This window comes from Micromonospora sp. WMMD1102 (genome assembly GCF_029626265.1).
Classification (GTDB): domain Bacteria; phylum Actinomycetota; class Actinomycetes; order Mycobacteriales; family Micromonosporaceae; genus Plantactinospora.
Map to the genome: position 1 here is coordinate 2,808,709 of NZ_JARUBN010000001.1, position 16,329 is coordinate 2,825,037.

At 73.5% G+C, this 16,329-nt stretch carries 13 protein-coding genes; 8 read left to right on the plus strand and 5 right to left on the minus strand.

Annotated features, from left to right (window positions below; translation table 11 throughout):
- Positions 1-2 precede the first annotated feature (2 nt).
- A complete protein-coding gene (locus O7626_RS12445) occupies positions 3-716 on the plus strand; it encodes a DJ-1/PfpI family protein (RefSeq protein WP_278061323.1) in 714 nt (237 codons plus the stop codon).
- Positions 717-787: 71 nt separating this feature from the next.
- Here the strand turns inward: O7626_RS12445 and O7626_RS12450 are convergent, their stop codons facing one another.
- The 4 genes from O7626_RS12450 to O7626_RS12465 all read right to left on the minus strand — a co-directional run bounded on the left by O7626_RS12450 (position 788) and on the right by O7626_RS12465 (position 6,149).
- Positions 788-2,212 carry a condensation domain-containing protein gene (locus O7626_RS12450; protein ID WP_278061324.1) on the minus strand — a complete coding sequence of 475 codons (1,425 nt, stop codon included), beginning with the start codon at positions 2,210-2,212 and terminating at the stop codon, positions 788-790.
- A 342-nt stretch (positions 2,213-2,554) separates the two neighbouring features.
- Positions 2,555-4,858: an FtsX-like permease family protein gene (locus O7626_RS12455; protein ID WP_278061325.1), complete on the minus strand. Its 2,304-nt coding sequence runs from the start codon at positions 4,856-4,858 to the stop codon at positions 2,555-2,557.
- 3 nt (positions 4,859-4,861) lie between these two features.
- Positions 4,862-5,599 carry an ABC transporter ATP-binding protein gene (locus O7626_RS12460; protein ID WP_278061326.1) on the minus strand — a complete coding sequence of 246 codons (738 nt, stop codon included), beginning with the start codon at positions 5,597-5,599 and terminating at the stop codon, positions 4,862-4,864.
- Positions 5,592-6,149: a PadR family transcriptional regulator gene (locus O7626_RS12465; protein WP_278061327.1), complete on the minus strand. Its 558-nt coding sequence runs from the start codon at positions 6,147-6,149 to the stop codon at positions 5,592-5,594. The genes O7626_RS12460 and O7626_RS12465 overlap by 8 nt, the downstream gene beginning before the upstream one ends.
- A gap of 241 nt (positions 6,150-6,390) precedes the next feature.
- Here O7626_RS12465 and O7626_RS12470 point away from each other — a divergent pair, with 241 nt between their 5' ends.
- The 7 genes from O7626_RS12470 to O7626_RS12500 all read left to right on the plus strand — a co-directional run bounded on the left by O7626_RS12470 (position 6,391) and on the right by O7626_RS12500 (position 14,518).
- Entirely contained in the window at positions 6,391-7,578 is a 1,188-nt protein-coding gene (locus tag O7626_RS12470) for a glycerophosphodiester phosphodiesterase (protein ID WP_278061328.1), read from the plus strand.
- A gap of 174 nt (positions 7,579-7,752) precedes the next feature.
- Positions 7,753-8,943, plus strand: coding sequence for a low temperature requirement protein A (locus tag O7626_RS12475; protein WP_278061329.1), 1,191 nt, complete (start codon positions 7,753-7,755; stop codon positions 8,941-8,943).
- 271 nt (positions 8,944-9,214) lie between these two features.
- Positions 9,215-10,612 (plus strand): acyl-CoA synthetase, encoded by a 1,398-nt coding sequence (locus O7626_RS12480; RefSeq protein ID WP_278061330.1) that lies wholly within the window; start codon positions 9,215-9,217, stop codon positions 10,610-10,612.
- A 220-nt stretch (positions 10,613-10,832) separates the two neighbouring features.
- Positions 10,833-12,137, plus strand: coding sequence for a radical SAM protein (locus O7626_RS12485; RefSeq protein WP_278061331.1), 1,305 nt, complete (start codon positions 10,833-10,835; stop codon positions 12,135-12,137).
- A gap of 238 nt (positions 12,138-12,375) precedes the next feature.
- Positions 12,376-12,891, plus strand: coding sequence for a hypothetical protein (locus tag O7626_RS12490; protein ID WP_278061332.1), 516 nt, complete (start codon positions 12,376-12,378; stop codon positions 12,889-12,891).
- Positions 12,892-13,007: 116 nt separating this feature from the next.
- Positions 13,008-13,505 carry a sigma-70 family RNA polymerase sigma factor gene (locus O7626_RS12495; RefSeq protein ID WP_278061333.1) on the plus strand — a complete coding sequence of 166 codons (498 nt, stop codon included), beginning with the start codon at positions 13,008-13,010 and terminating at the stop codon, positions 13,503-13,505.
- An 11-nt stretch (positions 13,506-13,516) separates the two neighbouring features.
- On the plus strand, positions 13,517-14,518 hold the full coding sequence (locus tag O7626_RS12500) for a hypothetical protein (protein WP_278061334.1): 1,002 nt from the start codon (positions 13,517-13,519) through the stop codon (positions 14,516-14,518).
- Between the two features lie 210 nt (positions 14,519-14,728).
- Here the strand turns inward: O7626_RS12500 and O7626_RS12505 are convergent, their stop codons facing one another.
- Positions 14,729-16,291 carry a serine/threonine-protein kinase gene (locus O7626_RS12505; protein WP_278061335.1) on the minus strand — a complete coding sequence of 521 codons (1,563 nt, stop codon included), beginning with the start codon at positions 16,289-16,291 and terminating at the stop codon, positions 14,729-14,731.
- Positions 16,292-16,329: the final 38 nt, after the last annotated feature.

Below are 16,329 nucleotides of genomic sequence, written 5' to 3' on the forward strand. Positions count from 1 at the left end.
CCATGCGCATCGTCATCCCGCTCTTCGAACGGTTCACCGCGCTGGACGCGGTCGGCCCGTACGACGTACTCAAGCTGCTGCCCGACGCCGACGTGGTGTTCGCGGCGACGAGTCCCGGACCGGTCCGGAACACCGCCGGTACCCTCGCGCTGACCGCCGACGCCGCCCTGGCCGACATCGACTCCTGCGACGTACTCGTGGTGCCCGGCGGTGCCGTGCGGGACCAGCTCGGCGGCGGGGAACTGGTGGACTGGATCAGGCGGGTGCAGGGCACCGCCCGGTGGACGACCTCGGTCTGCACCGGATCGCTGCTGCTCGGCGCCGCCGGGCTGCTGCGCGGGCGTACCGCCACCACGCACTGGGGGTCCGCAGAGCGGCTGGCGTCGTTCGGCGCGACCTACACGGCACAGCGGGTGGTCGAGGACGGCACGCTGATCACCGCTGCCGGCGTTTCCGCCGGGATCGACATGGCGCTCACCCTGGCCGCCCGGCTCACCGACCGGACCACCGCCGAGGCCATCCAGCTCGCCATCGAGTACGACCCGCAGCCGCCGTTCGACACCGGCTCGCCGGCGAAGGCGCCCCAGGTGGTACGGGACCGCTACGCCGCCGGCTTCCGGACGACCGCCCGGCCGGAAGCCGCCGCAGCGCCGGAATTCGCCGCAGCGCCGGGATCCGCACCGCACCCGCCAGGTGGGCCGGGGAGCCAGCTGTAGGGGGGACCTGCCAGCTGGGCCAGGGGAACCAGCTTGAGGGACCAGCCGGCAGAGGTGCTGCCCGGCGGGAACTAGTCGGTGGGCAGTGGCTCGTCGTCCGGCGGGCGGAGCGCCGACACCGGGCGGTCCGGATCCGTGGCGACCAGGCTGAGCAGGAGCGCCAACTCGGTGAGCAGACTCTCGACGGTTTCCGGGCCGAGTTGGCGCAGGTCGTAGCGGGCGTGCAGGCCGAGCCGCTCGCCGGGCACGACGACCAGGCGGAGCGGGTGGTGCGACGTCGTCCAGCGGCCGTCGAAGCGTACCGAGATCGTCGAGGCGTCGGCCGTACCGGTGAACAGGTCGTTGTCCATCGGATAGGTCTCGAAGTCGAGCACGCTGGCGAAGAGCGGCGCGTCGGCGGGCAACCCGGCCCAGGACCGGAGCAGGGCCGGCGGCACGTGGTCGAACGGCCGGGCCAGGGCCTGCCGTGCCTGCAACCCGCGCAGCCACACCCCGACCGGCTGGTCGGGCCGGATCCGCACCCGGACCGGCACGGTGTTGGTCAGCGGGCCGACAAGCGTCTCCGCCGCCGGTCCACCGGCCCGGCCGGCGACCGTCGCACCGATGACGACGTCGGCGGCGGTGCCGGCACCGGTGTCGGTGCGGGCGGCGAGCAGGCGGGCCCAGCAGCCCTGGACCACCGCCGGAAGCGTGAGTCGCTGCTGGCCGATCGTCTCGTGCAGCAGGTAGGTGTCCTCACTGGTCAGTTCGAGGGAGTACTCGTCGAAGGCGTCGGCCGGCTCTCCGCGCCAGTCCGGGAGATCGCGCTGCACCGGCCCGGGCGGCGGCAGGTCGGCCAGCTCGGTCCGCCAGAACTGCTCCGCCTCGGCCAGGTCCCGGGCGGTCGACCACGCGACATGGTCCCGGAACGGCGGCGGGGTGGGCAGCTCCGCGTCCCGGCCCTCGACCGCCGCGCGGTATTCGGACAGCGCCTCACCGAGCAGGATCGGCAGGCTCCACCCGTCGACGACCAGGTGGTGCGCAGTCCAGACCAGCAGGTGCTCGGTTTCGGAGACGCGGAGCAGGGCGAACCGGCACAGCGGCGGGACGTCCAGGGCGAACCCGCGGACCCGGTCGGCGGCGAGCAGTTCGGCGAGGCCGCGCCGACGCTGGCAGGCCCGGATGGTCCGCAGGTCGTCGAGGTGCCACCCGGGCGGCGGTGCCTCCGGCCAGACCACCTGCACCGGCCCCGCCTGCACCGGGTCCACCGCCACCGGTTCCACCTGCACGGACTCGCGGCCATCGTGCCGGACGAACCCGGTGCGCAGTATCTCGTGCCGGGCGATCACCCGGTGCCAGGCCTGCTGGAACTCGGCGACCCGCAGCCGGCCACGGATGACGAGTCGGACCTGTTCGAGGTCGGTCGCCGGATCCGCCTCGGCGGAACCGGGCGTGAGGACGGCGCGCTGGACCGGCGAGAGAGGATAGCCGTCCCGTACGTCGACAGAACTTGTCATCCCGTCACCTCCGACAGACCGGCGCGGCTGATCGACGGCCGGGCCACGACCACCGGGCCCGGTGCGGTGCGCACCGGCGACGCGAGAAGAACTGAGAGACTCATCGGGGCAGTGCCACTCCCTGCTCGAACACCTGCCGGTACGACGCGACGGCGCACGGAAACATGGAGATCCATGATTCGACGCCGAGTGTCGCCGACGTTACCAGGGGTGGCGTGCCGCTGTCTCCCCGCCACGCGTACGACGGCAGTCGTACCTGTTTCGCCGAAATGTTCCTGGCGATCGTCTCAGCTGTTGGAACGGTCCATCCGGCCAGCCTGCCGGTCACCGGACGACCGAGGGTTACTCGTGCCGGACCAGGGCGGCGGCCCAGCTCCGGGCCGGCCGGGCGGCGGCGAGCGTCCCGGCGAGTGCCCCGGCCAGGGCGGTCGCCGGCACGGTCGCGGCGAGCAGCACAGCGGAGGGCGGCTGGGCGAGCCCCGGACCGGCACCGATGCTGATCGTCACCTGGTCGGTGAGCAGCCGGAACACCAGCAGCCCGACCGGAAGCCCGACGAGCGCGCCGGCGAGGCCGAGCGTGGCGCCGCCGGTCGCGGACTGGGCGAGGGTCTGCCGCACCGTGAACCCGACCGCCCGGAGCACCCCGAGAGTCCGGGCGCGTTCCCGGGCACCGGTGAGCAGCGCGGCGGCCAGGTTGGCGAAACTGACCAGCAGGACGAGGGCGGCCAGCAGGCGCATCGCCACGGCGTACGTGCCGAGGTCGTCGGGGTCGGCGGACCGGGCGTGCACCGTGACCCCGGGGCCGAGCCGGCCCCGCAGCGCGGCGGCCAGTGCCTCCGGCGTACCGGCCGGTCCGGCGGAGACCAGGTAGGCGTCGGGTGCCAGTCCCGGCGGCAGCATCTCGGCCCGGTACATCAGCAGTTCGCCGGTGTCCTCGGTCTCGCTGTACCACCCCACGACGGTCAGGCGCAGCGGGACCTGCCCGGCCCGCACCTCGATCGTGTCGCCGAGCCGCAGGTCGAACCGACGCAGCAGGCCGTAACCGGCGATCGCCTCGCCGGGCGCCCGCAGCGGCCGACCCTCCCGGACCAGGAACCGGGCCGCGGCCGGGTCCCCGCCGACGGCCCGGGACAGGAACGTCTGGTCGCCGAGGGTGGTCCGCCGGTCGAACTTGCTGTACCAGCCGGCGGCGCCGGGCGTACCCGCCAGCGCGGCGGTCAGCACGGCCGGATCGGTGTCACCCGGCACCACCACGGCGTCGTAGGGGTCACCGGTCCGGGCCGGCTCGGCGACCAGCCGGTCCATCGTGGCGCTGAAGCCGACCCCGACGACGACCGCCGCCACGGCGACCGCCAGGGCGGCCGCGGTCAACGTCGAGCGCCCGGGACGGCCGAGCACGGCACCGAGCCCGTACCGGTGGGCCGGCGGCAGCCGGAGCCGGTCGAGCAGCCGGGTGACCCACGCCGGTGCCGCGCCCTGCGGCGGGGCGCTGCGCAGCACGTCGGAGACCGGTTGCCGGGCCGCCCGCCAGGCCGGCAGCACGGTGGCGGCGGTGAGCACGGCGCCGACCAGCAGGGCGGAGTTGAGCAGTGCCAGTGGGGCGATCCGCGGTACGGGCCGGCCGAGCGCACCGCCGAGTCCGATCTGGAGGTACGGTGCGAGCAGCGAGCCGGCCGCCCAGCCGGCGAGTACGCCCGCCGCACCGAGCAGCAGTGCCTCGGTGACCAGTCCGGTGACCACCTGTCGGGTGGTGTAGCCGACCGCGCGGAGCAGCGCGATCTCCCGCCGCCTCGCCAGGAGCCGGGCGGTGGCGGTGCCGGCGACCACGAACGCGGCGGCGAGCAGCACGAAGAGGCCGAAGCCGGCCAGCGAGGCGCCGAAGATGCGGTCCCGGACGGTGATGTCCGCCCTGGTGTCCGGCCACGGCTGGACCGCGTGCACGCCGTCGAGGGTGCCGAGCCGGGCGGCCACCGCGTCGGCCTGGCCCGGGTCGACCAGCCGGGCGACCAGCAGCGCGCTTCCGACGGCCCTCCCCGGCCGGGGCGGGGCGGGCACGGCCGCCGGTGCGGCGAGGGCGGCCAGGGTGGCCGGGTCGACGAAGAGCCGGATCGGGTCGCAGTCCGGATAGAAGCAGTCGGTCAGGTCGACCGCGGTGCCGACGACGGTCAGCGTCGCCGGCCGACCGGCCACGGTCAGCCGGAGAGGGTCACCGGTGCGGATGCCGGCCTCGGTCGCGGCAGCCTGGTCCAGGAGCACCTCCCCGGGCACCCCGGCCGCCGGCAGCTCGCCGGTACGCAGCACCGGCCGCCCCGGGGACGACTCGTCGGGCAGGACGGTGATCCGGGCGTCGACCGGGTCCGGACCGAGCATCACCGCCGCGTCGACGTACGGGCGTACCGGGCCGGTCGCCGCGAACGCCGGGTCCGGGCGTATCGCCGCCAGCGCCTCCGGTGTGCCGTAGACGACCAGGTCCGGCCGGCCGGCGTCCCGGTGGATCCGGTCCACCTCGGCGCCGGCCTGCCCCTGCACGGCGAGCCCGGCGACCACGCCGGTGGTGGCCAGCGCGGTGACCAGCACGGTGGCGAGTGCGCTGGCCCGGTTGCCGCCGCGCAGGCCGGAGCGGGCGAGCCGGAGGACGGCGGACACGGCTCAGCTCTCCAGGTCGATGAGGTTGCGCAACGCCGGCCGGCCGGGCGGGCCGGTCAGGTCCCGCTCGTCGACGACCTGCCCGTCCAGCATGGTCAGCACCCGGTCGGCGGCCGACGCGACCCGGTGGTCGTGGGTGACCAGCACGATGCTCTGGCCGCCGACGTGGCGTCGGCGCAGCAGGTCGAGCACGTTCTCGGCGGCGGTCGAGTCCAGCGCCCCGGTCGGTTCGTCGGCCAGCAGCACGTCCGGGCGGTGTACGACGGCACGGGCCAGCGCCACCCGTTGCTGCTGGCCGCCGGAGAGTTCGGCCGGCGCGGCGTCGGCGGCCTCGACCAAATCCAGTTCGTCGAGGACCTCCAGCGAACGGCGGCGGGCCTCGCGGCGGCCGGTGCCCTGGAGCAGGAGTGGCAGCTCCACGTTGCCGGCGGCCGTCATCGTGGGCACCAGGTTGAGGAACTGGAAGACGAAGCCGACGTGCCGGCGCCGCAGCAGGGCACGCCCGCTCTCCGAGCGGGTGTCCAGCCGCTGGCCGGCCAGCCACACCTCGCCCCGGTCGGGGCGGTCGAGCCCGCCGAGCAGGTGCAGCAGGGTGGACTTGCCCGAGCCGCTCGGACCGGTCACCGCGACCCAGTCCCCGGCCGCCACCTCGATCGAGACGTCCCGGAGCGCGGCCGCGTCCCGTACGCCGCCGTGGTAGGTGCGCACCAGGCCGCGGGCGTGCAGCAGCGGATCACCCATCGCCGTCTCCCGTCCACGTGGTCTTGAGTTCGATTTGTGCGAGCTGTTGCTGGCACGCGTCCAACCAGCGCAACTCGGCCTGTAGGTGCAGTGCGGTGGCCTGTAGCAGCAGCCCGCTGACACTTCCGGCGGCGGTGCGGGCCGCCTGCCGGTCGAGTTCCCGGAGCGCTTCCAGGCAGCGCTGCCGGTGCTCGGTGACGACCGTCCGGGGATCCACGTCGGGCAGCAGTGGCGCGGCCAGCCGGGCGGCGACCAGCCGGAGCAGCACGTCGGGCCTGACCAGCGGAGGTTCGGCGGGGTCGGCGAGCCACTGACGCAGCGCGGCCGTGCCCGGCGCGGTGAGCCGGTAGACCTTGCGGTCGCGCCGGTCGGCACCGGACTCGGCGGTGTGCGTGACGAGTCCGTCCCGCTCCAGCCGGCCGAGTGTCACGTAGATCTGACCGATGTTGACCTCGCCGCCCGCGTCGGCGAACAGTTCGTCGTAGCGTCGACGCAGCTCGTAGCCGTGCGCCGGGCCGGCGGCGAGCAGCCCGAGCATGAGATGTTTCATCCGCCGACCTCCGATGCCTGGCGGTGGGAGCATAACCGTTAGGCATCGGAGGTCAAGGCAGACACGGGAGGAGACCCGATGGCCGGCAGCGGCAACCCCGGGCGACGGCACCGGAGGAGTTCATCCTCCGGACAGCCGCTGCCCGACCGGCGGTCGCCGGGGCGGGGTTGGATTCCAGGTCGATCGGCGGATGGAGCCGGGCTCCCCGGCACCGTCCCGCCTCGACCGACGGGAGACGACATTGCCACGTACCCTTTCCGCGCTCGGCCTCGCCGGGGCGTTGCTGGCGACCGCCGTGGCGGTGCCGGCCAGTCAGGTGTCGGCCAGCCGGGTGCCGGACAGCAAGTTGCCGGCCAGTCAAGCGTCGGCCAGCCGGGTGCCGGACAGCCAGGCCGCGGCGCACGGCGACCGGTCGCGGCCGGTGGCCGCTGACCGCCCGCTGGTGATCGCGCACCGCGGCGCCAGCGGCTACCGCCCGGAGCACACCCTGGAGGCCTACCGGCTGGCGATCCGGATGGGTGCCGACTTCATCGAGCCCGACCTGGTCTCCACTCGGGACGGCGCGCTGGTGGCGCGGCACGAGAACGAGATCTCGGGTACCACCGACGTCGCCGCCCACCCCGAGTTCGCCGACCGGAGGACCACGAAGACCATCGACGGAACCGCGGTGACCGGCTGGTTCACCGAGGACTTCACCCTGGCCGAGCTGCGGACGCTGCGGGCCAGGGAGCGGCTGCCGCAGGTGCGGGTCACCAACACGACCTTCGACGGCCGGTTCCCGGTGCCGACCCTCCAGGAGGTCGTCGACCTGGCCCGGACCGAGAGCCGGCGGCTGGGCCGGACCATCGGGATCTACCCGGAGACCAAGCACCCCAGCTACTTCCGGTCGATCGGGCTGCCGCTGGAGGAGCCGCTGGTCCGGGTACTGCGGAAGAACGGTCTGACCGGCCGCAAGGACCCGGTGATCATCCAGTCCTTCGAGACCGCCAACCTGCGCGAGTTGGACAGGCTGACCGACGTACGGCTGGTGCAGTTGCTGGACGCGAGCGGTCGGCCGTACGACTTCACCGTGGCCGGTGACCCGCGGAGCTATGCCGACCTGGTCAAGCCGGAGAACCTGCGCTGGATCGACGGCTACGCGGACGGGATCGGGACGAACAAGAACCTGCTGGTGCCCCGGGACGCGAACGGCAGGCTGCTCGCCCCGACCACACTGGTCCGGGACGCCCACCGGGCCGGTCTGGTCGTGCACGCCTGGACGTTCCGGGCGGAGAACCAGTTCCTGCCGGTCGACTTCCGGATCGGCGCCGACCCGAACGCCCGGGGTGACATCGTCGCCGAGTACGAACTCTTCTACGGCCTCGGCCTGGACGGCGTGTTCAGCGACCACCCGGACACCGCAGTGGCGGCCCGGGTCGGCCTAGGCTGACCAGCCCGCCGGCACGGGGCCAGCCCGCCGGCACCGGTGGGTGCTCGCCCTCACCCGGGGCGCCATCCACCGGTCCGCCGATGCCGCGTTATCCCGGTCCACTGGCCGGAGATCGTGGTATGACTGCCGGGTGACAGGGCAGATCCGGACAACACGGAAATTCCGCAGCGGCCGATGACGGGCGGCCGCCTCGGCGACTCCAGGAGCCAGGGACGCCCCACCTACCTGGAACTTCTCCTCGACCTGGTGTACGTCTTCGCGCTCACCCGGCTCTCCCAGCGGCTGACCTACGACTTCACCATGAGCCGTCGTACCCTCCTCTCCGAACTCGGGCAGACCCTGCTGGTCCTGCTCGCCCTCTGGCAGGTCTGGCTGCTCACCGCCTGGATGACCAGCCGGTTCGATCCGCGCCGGATCGAGATCCAGATCATCATCGTCGCGTCGATGTTCGGCGCCATGATCATGGCCGTGTCGCTGCCGCTGGCCTTCGGCGAGCGTGGCGTGATCTTCGCCAGCACCTTCGTCGCAGTGCACATCGGTCGCCCGCTGCTGCTGGTCCTGGTGCAACGCGGCCATCCCCGGCAGCCGGTGTCGATCCGGATCCTGTTCTGGTCGACCCTCGCCTCGGTGGGCTGGATTGCCGGGGCGCTCACCGGTGGTGCCGGACGCGGCATCTGCTGGACGGCGGCGGTGGTCGTGGAGTTCCTCGGTGCCGCCCTGCGCTGGCCGACCCCGGGCTACGGCCGCAGCGACTCGACCTTCTGGGGCATCGGGGCGGCCCACCTGGCCGAGCGGTACCAGCAGGTGTTGCTGATCGCACTCGGTGAGACGATCCTGGTCACCGGGTTCATCCTCAGCGACGTCGGCTTCGCCGTGGAGCGGACCTCGATCTTCGTGGCGAGCTTCGTCACCACGGTGCTCTTCTGGCGCACCTACTTCTACCAGCCGGCCGGGTCGACACTGGCCGCGGCCTTCGAACGCAGCAGCGACCCGCTCCGGTTCAGCCGGTCGGCCGGCTACACCCACCTGGTCATGGTCTGCGGGATCGTCGCCACGGCGGTGGGGTACGGCCTGCTGATCGAGGACCCGTATGCCGGGCGGGACCCGAGCTGGCTCGTCCTCATCTTCGGTGGCCCCGTCCTCTTCCTGCTCGGCAGGGTGTGGTTCGAGCGCGAGGCGAGCCGGCGGATTCCGGTGACCTGGTCGGCCGGGCTGCTCTGCTTCGCCCTGCTCACGCCGGTCGCCGCCGTACTGCCGATGCTGGCCGCGCCGTTCCTGGCCACCACGGTCATGGCCGGGGTCGTCGTCGCCGACGTGCTGCGGGACCCCGGGCAGTTCGCCATCGAACCCAATCCACCGATGTGACCACGAGCCGGCGGACCACGAGCGGGCTGAAGCAGCCGAGCGGGCTGAAGCAGCCGAGCGGGCTGAAGCAGCCGAGCCGGCGGACCACGAGCAGGCGGAAGCGGCCGAGCGGGCGGAGTTGGCCGGTGTGCGGTGGCCGACCTGGCCGGAGGTGGCCGGTGTGCGGTGACCGAGGAGGCGGAGCTGGCTGGCCTGGACCGGTCCGGTGGCAGGTCGCCCAGCCAGGCTGACCCTGGCAGGATCGTCGGCAGTCGACCGACGGGAGGGACGGATGCTGCTGCCGGCGCTGGGTGGCCGCCTACCCGACCGCCCGGACGCGATCCGGGTCGACGGCGAGCCCGCCTCCTGGGCGGAACTCCGGGCGGCGGCCGAGGCGGTGGCCAGCCGGCTGGTCGGAGCGCCGGCCGTCGCCGTGCACGCCACCGCCACGCTTCCCGGCGTCGTCGGCGTGCTCGGCGGGTTACTGGCCGGGGTACCGGTGGTGCCGGTGCCCGCCGACGCCGGACCGGTGGAACTCGCGCACATCCTCACCGACTCCGGGGCCGCGCTGCTGCTGGCGGACGTCCCGCCGCCGCATCCGGTGCCGGTGCCGGTCGAGCCGGTCCGCGCCGGCCGGCCCGCGTCGGGCGGCGGGCTTGCCGAACCACCGGGTACGGCCACCGCGCTGATCCTCTACACCAGCGGCACGACCGGGGCGCCCAAGGGCGTCCTGCTGACCCGGGACGCGATCGCGCACGACCTGGACGCCCTGGCGCAGGCGTGGGCGTGGAGCCCCGACGACATCCTGGTGCACGGGCTGCCGCTGTACCACGTGCACGGGCTGGTGCTCGGCGTACTCGGCGCGCTGCGGGTCGGCTGCCGACTGGTGCACACCGGCCGGCCGCTGCCGGGACGGTACGCGGCGGCCGGCGGGACGCTGCTGTTCGGCGTACCGACGGTCTGGTCGAGGATCGCCGACGACCCGTCGTCGGCCCGTGCGCTGAGCGCTGCCCGGTTACTTGTCTCCGGCAGCGCGCCGCTGCCGGAACCGGTCTTCGCCCGGCTGGCCGGACTGACCGGGCACCGGCCGGTCGAGCGGTACGGCATGACCGAGACCCTGATCACGGTCAGCACCCGGGCCGACGGGGACCGCCCGCCCGGACACGTCGGTCTGCCGCTGCCCGGGGTGCGGACCCGGCTGGTCGACGACGCCGGTGCGGTGCTGCCGGCCGACGGGGAGAGCATCGGCGAACTCCAGGTCCGGGGTCCGACCCTCTTCGCCGGCTACCTGGGGATGCCGGAGGCGACCGCCGCCGCGCACACCCCGGACGGCTGGTTCCGCACCGGTGACGTGGCGACGGTCCGCCCGGACGGGCAGCACCGGATCGTCGGCCGGGCCAGCACCGACCTGATCAAGAGCGGCGGGTACCGGATCGGCGCCGGTGAGGTGGAGAACATGCTGCTGGCACATCCCGGGGTCCGAGAGGCGGCGGTGGTCGGGGCGCCGCACCCGGACCTCGGGCAGGAGGTGGTGGCGTACGTCGTCGGCGACGGCGTGACCGCCCAGGCCCTGATCGACTTCGTCGCCACCGGGCTGTCCCGGCACAAGCGGCCCCGCCGGGTGCACCTGGTCGAGGCGCTGCCCCGCAACGCCATGGGCAAGGTGCAGAAGCGGCAACTGCCGGGCTGACCGGAGCGGCGACCGCCGGGCTGACCGGCCCGGGATGTGATCTTCGTCCATCGGTACGCCCAGGCTTGATCCACCGGCCGGGGCCGGCGGATGCCCGGGTAGCGTGGTCGGGAGCACACCGCCGAGGAGGCGGTCGCCGGAGGACCGGCCCGGGGTGCCATGGTGACGGCAGGCTCGCCGGGGACCCGGCGGCGTCGTGGCGGAGGAGAAGAGGGCGCGCGTGCAGACCCGCACTGATCTCGTCGAGGACCTGATGGGGCGCTTTCCGCACATTCCACGCGAGGCGGTCATCAAGGAGGACCTGCTGCGCGGCGGCATGGCGTTCGACGACTCGGCGCTGACCGACAACGAGAACGGCGAGGTCAAGCCGAAGTCGTACTTCATCTTCTCCTTCGACCACCGGACCCTGCCCGAGCTGGGTTCGGCGGCGCTGCGCCGGCCACCGGAGGAGATCGTCCTGACCGGCGGCCCGTACGAGCTGCGCCGCACGGTCGTCTCGGTGCGGGTCAACCCGGACTCGCCGTACCGGGTGAAGGACGGCGGGGACGGTGTGCTCCGGCTCTATCTCGACGACCGGCCGATCGCCGACGTCGGACTGCCGCCGATGCCGGAGTACTACCGGCACACCCTGGCCGGCGGCAAGTCGGTGATGGAGGTCGCCCCGACCATCCAGTGGGGTTACCTGATCTATCTGACCGTCTTCCGGGTCTGCCAGTACTTCGGCGCCAAGGAGGAGTGCCAGTACTGCGACATCAACCACAACTGGCGGCAGCACAAGGCGGCCGGGCGGCCGTACACCGGGGTGAAGCCGGTGGCCGAGGTGCTGGAGGCGATGGAGATCATCGACCGGCACGACACCCTCGGCGCGTCGAAGGCGTACACGCTGACCGGGGGGAGTGTCACCTCCAAGGTCGACGGGCTGGCCGAGGCCGACTTCTACGGCCGGTACGCCAAGGCGATCGAGGAGCGGTTCCCGGGCCGGTGGATCGGCAAGGTCGTCGCGCAGGCCCTGCCCAAGGCGGACGTGCAGCGGTTCCACGACTACGGCATCCGGATCTACCATCCCAACTACGAGGTCTGGGACAAGCGGCTGTTCGAGCTCTACTGCCCAGGCAAGGAGCGGTACGTCGGCCGCGAGGAGTGGCACCGTCGCATCCTCGACTCCGCCGAGATCTTCGGCCCGCGCAACGTGATCCCGAACTTCGTGGCCGGGATCGAGATGGCCGAGCCGTTCGGCTTCGGCACCGTCGACGAGGCGATCGAGTCGACCACCGAGGGACTCCAGTTCTTCATGTCCCGGGGGATCACGCCCCGGTTCACCACCTGGTGCCCGGAACCGACCACCCCGCTCGGCCGGACCAACCCGCAGGGCGCACCGCTGGAGTACCACATCCGGCTGCTGGAGGCGTACCGGGCGACGATGGAGGCGAACGGCCTGAGCAGCCCGCCCGGGTACGGCCCGCCCGGCGCCGGCAACGCGGTCTTCTCGGTCAGCTCGTTCATGGACACCCTGCCGGCGGCCTGACTCCTTCGCGATCGGCCTGGCGCCTGGCGACCGGCCCGAGGCTCGGGGGCGGCCCGCGTGCGGCCCCGGGCGGTGGCCTTCCGGAAGGTCCGGTGGGCGGCTTTCCTGAGGCTCCGGAGCGGCCTGGCGTGAGGCTCTGGGCGGCGTCCGCCTGACGCTCTGGGCGACAGGAGCCCGGGTGCGTCCGTCGCGCTGCACGCCCGCTCCCGGACCGTCGGCTCGGCCAGGCCGGCGAGCAGTGGCATTCGCCCTCGCCCTCTCCGCCGGGTGCGGCCGGTTCGGCGGCGACGGCCCGCCGGCAACGGACCCTGGTGCTGCCCCGCCGGCCGTCGGCGGTGCCGCCCCGGGGACCGAGCCGACCGACACGGCACCGGCGGCACCGGCGGCCGGTCCGCTGGATGCCTGCGCACTCGTCACCAGGGCGGAGGCGGAGAAGCTGGCCGGTACGCCGCTCGAGGACGCCGTACCGGTCCGGGAGACGTGCACCTACACCGGACCCGTCACCGGACCCACGGCACAGGTGGAGGTCTACGTCGGCGACGGGGCGAAGAAGTTCCTCGACATCGAGCGTGAGCTCGGGCACGAGATCTGGCCGCTGCCCGGCGTCGGCGACGAGGCGTACGCCGAGGACGGTGCCGTCTTCGTCCAGAAGGGCGGCCGGTGGGTCGCGGTGAAGCTGGTGCTGCTCGCCGACCCGAAGGAGAGCCGCGAGCCGCTGGAGCAGGTGGCCGGTACCGTCGCCAGCCGGATGTGACTACGTCCGGAGGTAACCTCCGGATCGAGGTTCGAAACCGCGTCATCCGTTCTGTCGTCGCCAGACCATGATCGACGGAGAATTTCTTCCGGTGGGGTAAATGGATGGGGGCGCTGATGCGTAAACCCCGTGTGGACCGAGAACGGAAGGACTTCGCGGACTTCTACCAGCGCTCCCGAGACAACTGCCTGCGCGCCGTACTGGCTGGTACGGGCGATCGCGCGCTGGCCGAGGATCTGGTCGCTGAGGCGTACGCGCGCGCCTGGGCCTCCTGGCCGCGGGTGAGCCGGCATCCGGCACCGGCGGCGTGGGTGGTGCGCACCGCACTCAACGTCCGGGTGTCCTGGTGGCGGCGACGCCGGCGGGAGGTGGCCCTCGACGGCCACGAGCGGGCGTCCCCCGTCGAGGACGACTTCGACACCGACGACGCCCTGCTGGAAGCCGTTCGCCGGCTGCCGCGGCGGCAGCGTGAGGTGGTCGTGTTGCGCATCTGGCTCGACCTGGACACCAGGTCCGTGGCCGAGGTGTTGAACATTTCCGCCCAGACCGTAGCCGTCCATCTGTCCCGTGCCACCGCAACCCTGCGCGCGCAGCTCGTGCCCGCAGCCCGTTAGGAGATTGGATCATGAACGACGATGAGGTGTGGGACGCGGTGAAGCAGACCCTCTCCGACGTACGGATGGATCGTCCGGTCGAGGCGATCGAGCGGCGCGGCCGGGCCCGGCGACGCAGGCGCGGCGTGTTCGGCGTGGCCGCCGGTGGCGGCATCGCGGCCGTGGCCGCGCTCGCGCTGGCCCTGCCGATGGCCACCGGGTCCGGCACGGCCCCGGCTCCGACCGGCCCGGACAACCAGGCGGCTGGATCCGCCTCCCCGGCACCGGCCGGCGACATCAAGCTCGTGTCCCTGGCGGCCAGCCTCACGGCAGCGGACGCCCCGCTGCCCGGCGACGCGTCGCTGATCGTCGAGAAGGTCGACGTCCGTCGGGGTACCGTGCCGTCTCGTACCCGGTACCACCTGTACGCCGACAGCGGCGAGTACTACTACACGGAGGCCAGGCGCGAACTTCCGCGTGTGGTCGCTCGTGCCGAGAACCTCGGCAACGGCTTCCACGCCCGTGGGGTGGCGGCGGCGCGGAACGCGGCAACCGGTGACCTCGGCAGAGCCCGCGAGCAAATGATCAACTCGGTGTACGACGAGGGGCAGCCCTCCACCACCGCCGAGCAGGAGAAACAGCGAACGGAAGTCCTTCGGCAGAAGGGGGTCCCGAACCCGCCGCCGCTCACCGACAGGGACCGGGAGAGGATCGCCGACAACCACCTCTGGGTCAACAGCGTCGACGTGCTCTCCGCCGGGGGAGGCGACCCGGAGGTACGGGCGGGCGTGCTCCGCCTGGTCTCCACCATCCCCGACGTCACCGTCGTGGAGTCGACGACCGGCGGGCAGCCCACCCTGACCATCACCGCGGGGGTATGGACGGACGACACCGAACAGGTGCTGACGATCAACGCCCAGAACGGTGTGCCGATCAGGGCCGTGCTCGACGACCCGGGCGCGGGGACCTCCTTCGTGCAGACGTTCCAGGTCTCCCGGGTGACGGTCGCCGACATCAGGGCCGGCAGGTTCTGACCGTCGCACCTTCCCGTGCGCGCCGTCCGCACCGTCCGGGCGGCGCGTACGGCCGCGTTCGGGTGACGGGTCGCTGGCGCAACCTTCGGGCGTGCGGGCTACCGACCGCCGCGCCCGCACCCGCGCGAGTCCTCGCTCGTGCACGTCCGGGAGCCGAGCCACCCGAGCCACTGCTCGGAGCAACACGTCGGAACAGCCCGACGAGGACTGCTAGGAGCTGGTGTTAGTGCTCGTCGGCACGCCGTCGGCACAGGTGACGGTCATCTGCACGGTGCGGTTGCCGTGCCGGAACCGGACCATCGTGGTCGGTGCCGGCCCGGGGTCCACCGCGTCGGTCCGGTAGGGGCGGCTCGGGTTCCAGGACAGCAGCCAGGCGCCGCCGTCGGTGCAGGTCGCCCGGACCGATCCGCCGTCGGAGGTCAGCGTCCGTTCCTCCGGCGCCGAGGTCGTCGGCGGCGACTCCGGGGTCGACGGCGCCGGCTCGTCGGGCCCGGTCGGGGTGCCCGGATCGCCGCCGCCCGGATCACCACCCGGGCCGCCGCCCGGCCCCCCGCCCGGCTGACCAACCGGGGGGAACCCGGTCGCCGGCCCGGGCACGGGACCACCGCTCGGGTTCCCCGGGGCGCCGACGAGCGGCGTCGGCGGCTCCGGCCGGTTCGCCGGGGTGCCCGGAGCACCACCGGTGGTCCCCGGCGGACCGGTGCCGACGGTCGGTCCACCACTCGGCCCCGGCCATGCGCCACCGCTGCTGCGGCCGAGTCCCGAGCCGAGCGGATCGACGAACCAGAGCAGCAGCGCGCTGACCGCCACCGCCGCCCCGCCGGCCGCCAGCACTCCGGCCCGGAACCGCGTCCTGCGGCGGCCGGCGCCCGGCGGGACCAGCACCGTCGAGGGTTCGCCGTCGACCGCGACCGGGGCCAGCGAGTGGGCGAGTTCGTCGTCGACGATCCGTACCCCGGCGGACCGGGCGAGCACGGCGGCCACCTCGCGGGCCGCCGGACGCCGCTCCGGATCCTTCTCGAGGCAGCGCCGACACAGCTCGACGACCGTCGCCGGTACGTCGGGCAGCGGCGGCAGCGGCGCCGGTTCGACGTACACGTGGGCCCGGAGCATCTGGGTCGCGGTCTCCGCGCTCCACGGTGGGCGTCCCGCCAGCAGACGGTAGAGCAGCACCCCGACGCCGTACACGTCGGAGGCGGGCACCACCGTGTCACCGCTGATCCGTTCCGGGGCGAGATAGCCGGGGGTGCCGAGCAGTTCGTCACCCCACTCCTCGGCGTCGCCCGGTCCGACCGCCGCGGCGATGCCGAAGTCGACGACCTTCGCCCCGGCCGGGGTCACCATCACGTTGCCGGGCTTGATGTCCCGGTGCACCAGTCCACGGTCGTGCGCGGCGGCCAGCGCCGCCGCCACCTCGGCGCAGATCCGGAAGGCGGCCTTCGGCGGCAGCGGCCCCGCGGCGAGGCGCTGTTCGAGGGTGCCGCCCTCGACGAGTTCCATCACCACGTACGGGACGCAGGTCGGGCCGGTCACCGACTCGCCGAAGTCGTACACCTGAGCGACGTTCGGGTGTGACAGCGCGGCTGCCGCCCGAGCCTCGTGCCGGATCCGGCGTCGCGAGACCGGGTCCCGGGCATGCCGGCCAGCCAGCAGCTTGACCGCGACCGGCCGGCCGAGGACCTCGTCCCGGGCCCGCCAGACCACCGCCATCCCGCCCCGGCCGAGCTGGTCTTCCAGCCGGTAGCGACCGCCGAGTACCTGCTGCGCCTCCACGCGGACAGTTTGCTCTGCCGGGCCGCGGCTCGCCCGAC

What these genes read in the sequence shown, in the direction of transcription:
- O7626_RS12445 (WP_278061323.1), top strand. Translation starts at nt 3, where the DNA reads ATGCGCATCGTCATCCCGCTCTTCGAACGGTTCACCGCGCTGGACGCG.
- O7626_RS12450 (WP_278061324.1), bottom strand. Translation starts at nt 2,212, where the DNA reads ATGACAAGTTCTGTCGACGTACGGGACGGCTATCCTCTCTCGCCGGTC.
- O7626_RS12460 (WP_278061326.1), bottom strand. Translation starts at nt 5,599, where the DNA reads ATGGGTGATCCGCTGCTGCACGCCCGCGGCCTGGTGCGCACCTACCAC.
- O7626_RS12465 (WP_278061327.1), bottom strand. Translation starts at nt 6,149, where the DNA reads ATGAAACATCTCATGCTCGGGCTGCTCGCCGCCGGCCCGGCGCACGGC.
- O7626_RS12475 (WP_278061329.1), top strand. Translation starts at nt 7,753, where the DNA reads ATGACGGGCGGCCGCCTCGGCGACTCCAGGAGCCAGGGACGCCCCACC.
- O7626_RS12480 (WP_278061330.1), top strand. Translation starts at nt 9,215, where the DNA reads ATGCTGCTGCCGGCGCTGGGTGGCCGCCTACCCGACCGCCCGGACGCG.
- O7626_RS12495 (WP_278061333.1), top strand. Translation starts at nt 13,008, where the DNA reads ATGCGTAAACCCCGTGTGGACCGAGAACGGAAGGACTTCGCGGACTTC.
- O7626_RS12500 (WP_278061334.1), top strand. Translation starts at nt 13,517, where the DNA reads ATGAACGACGATGAGGTGTGGGACGCGGTGAAGCAGACCCTCTCCGAC.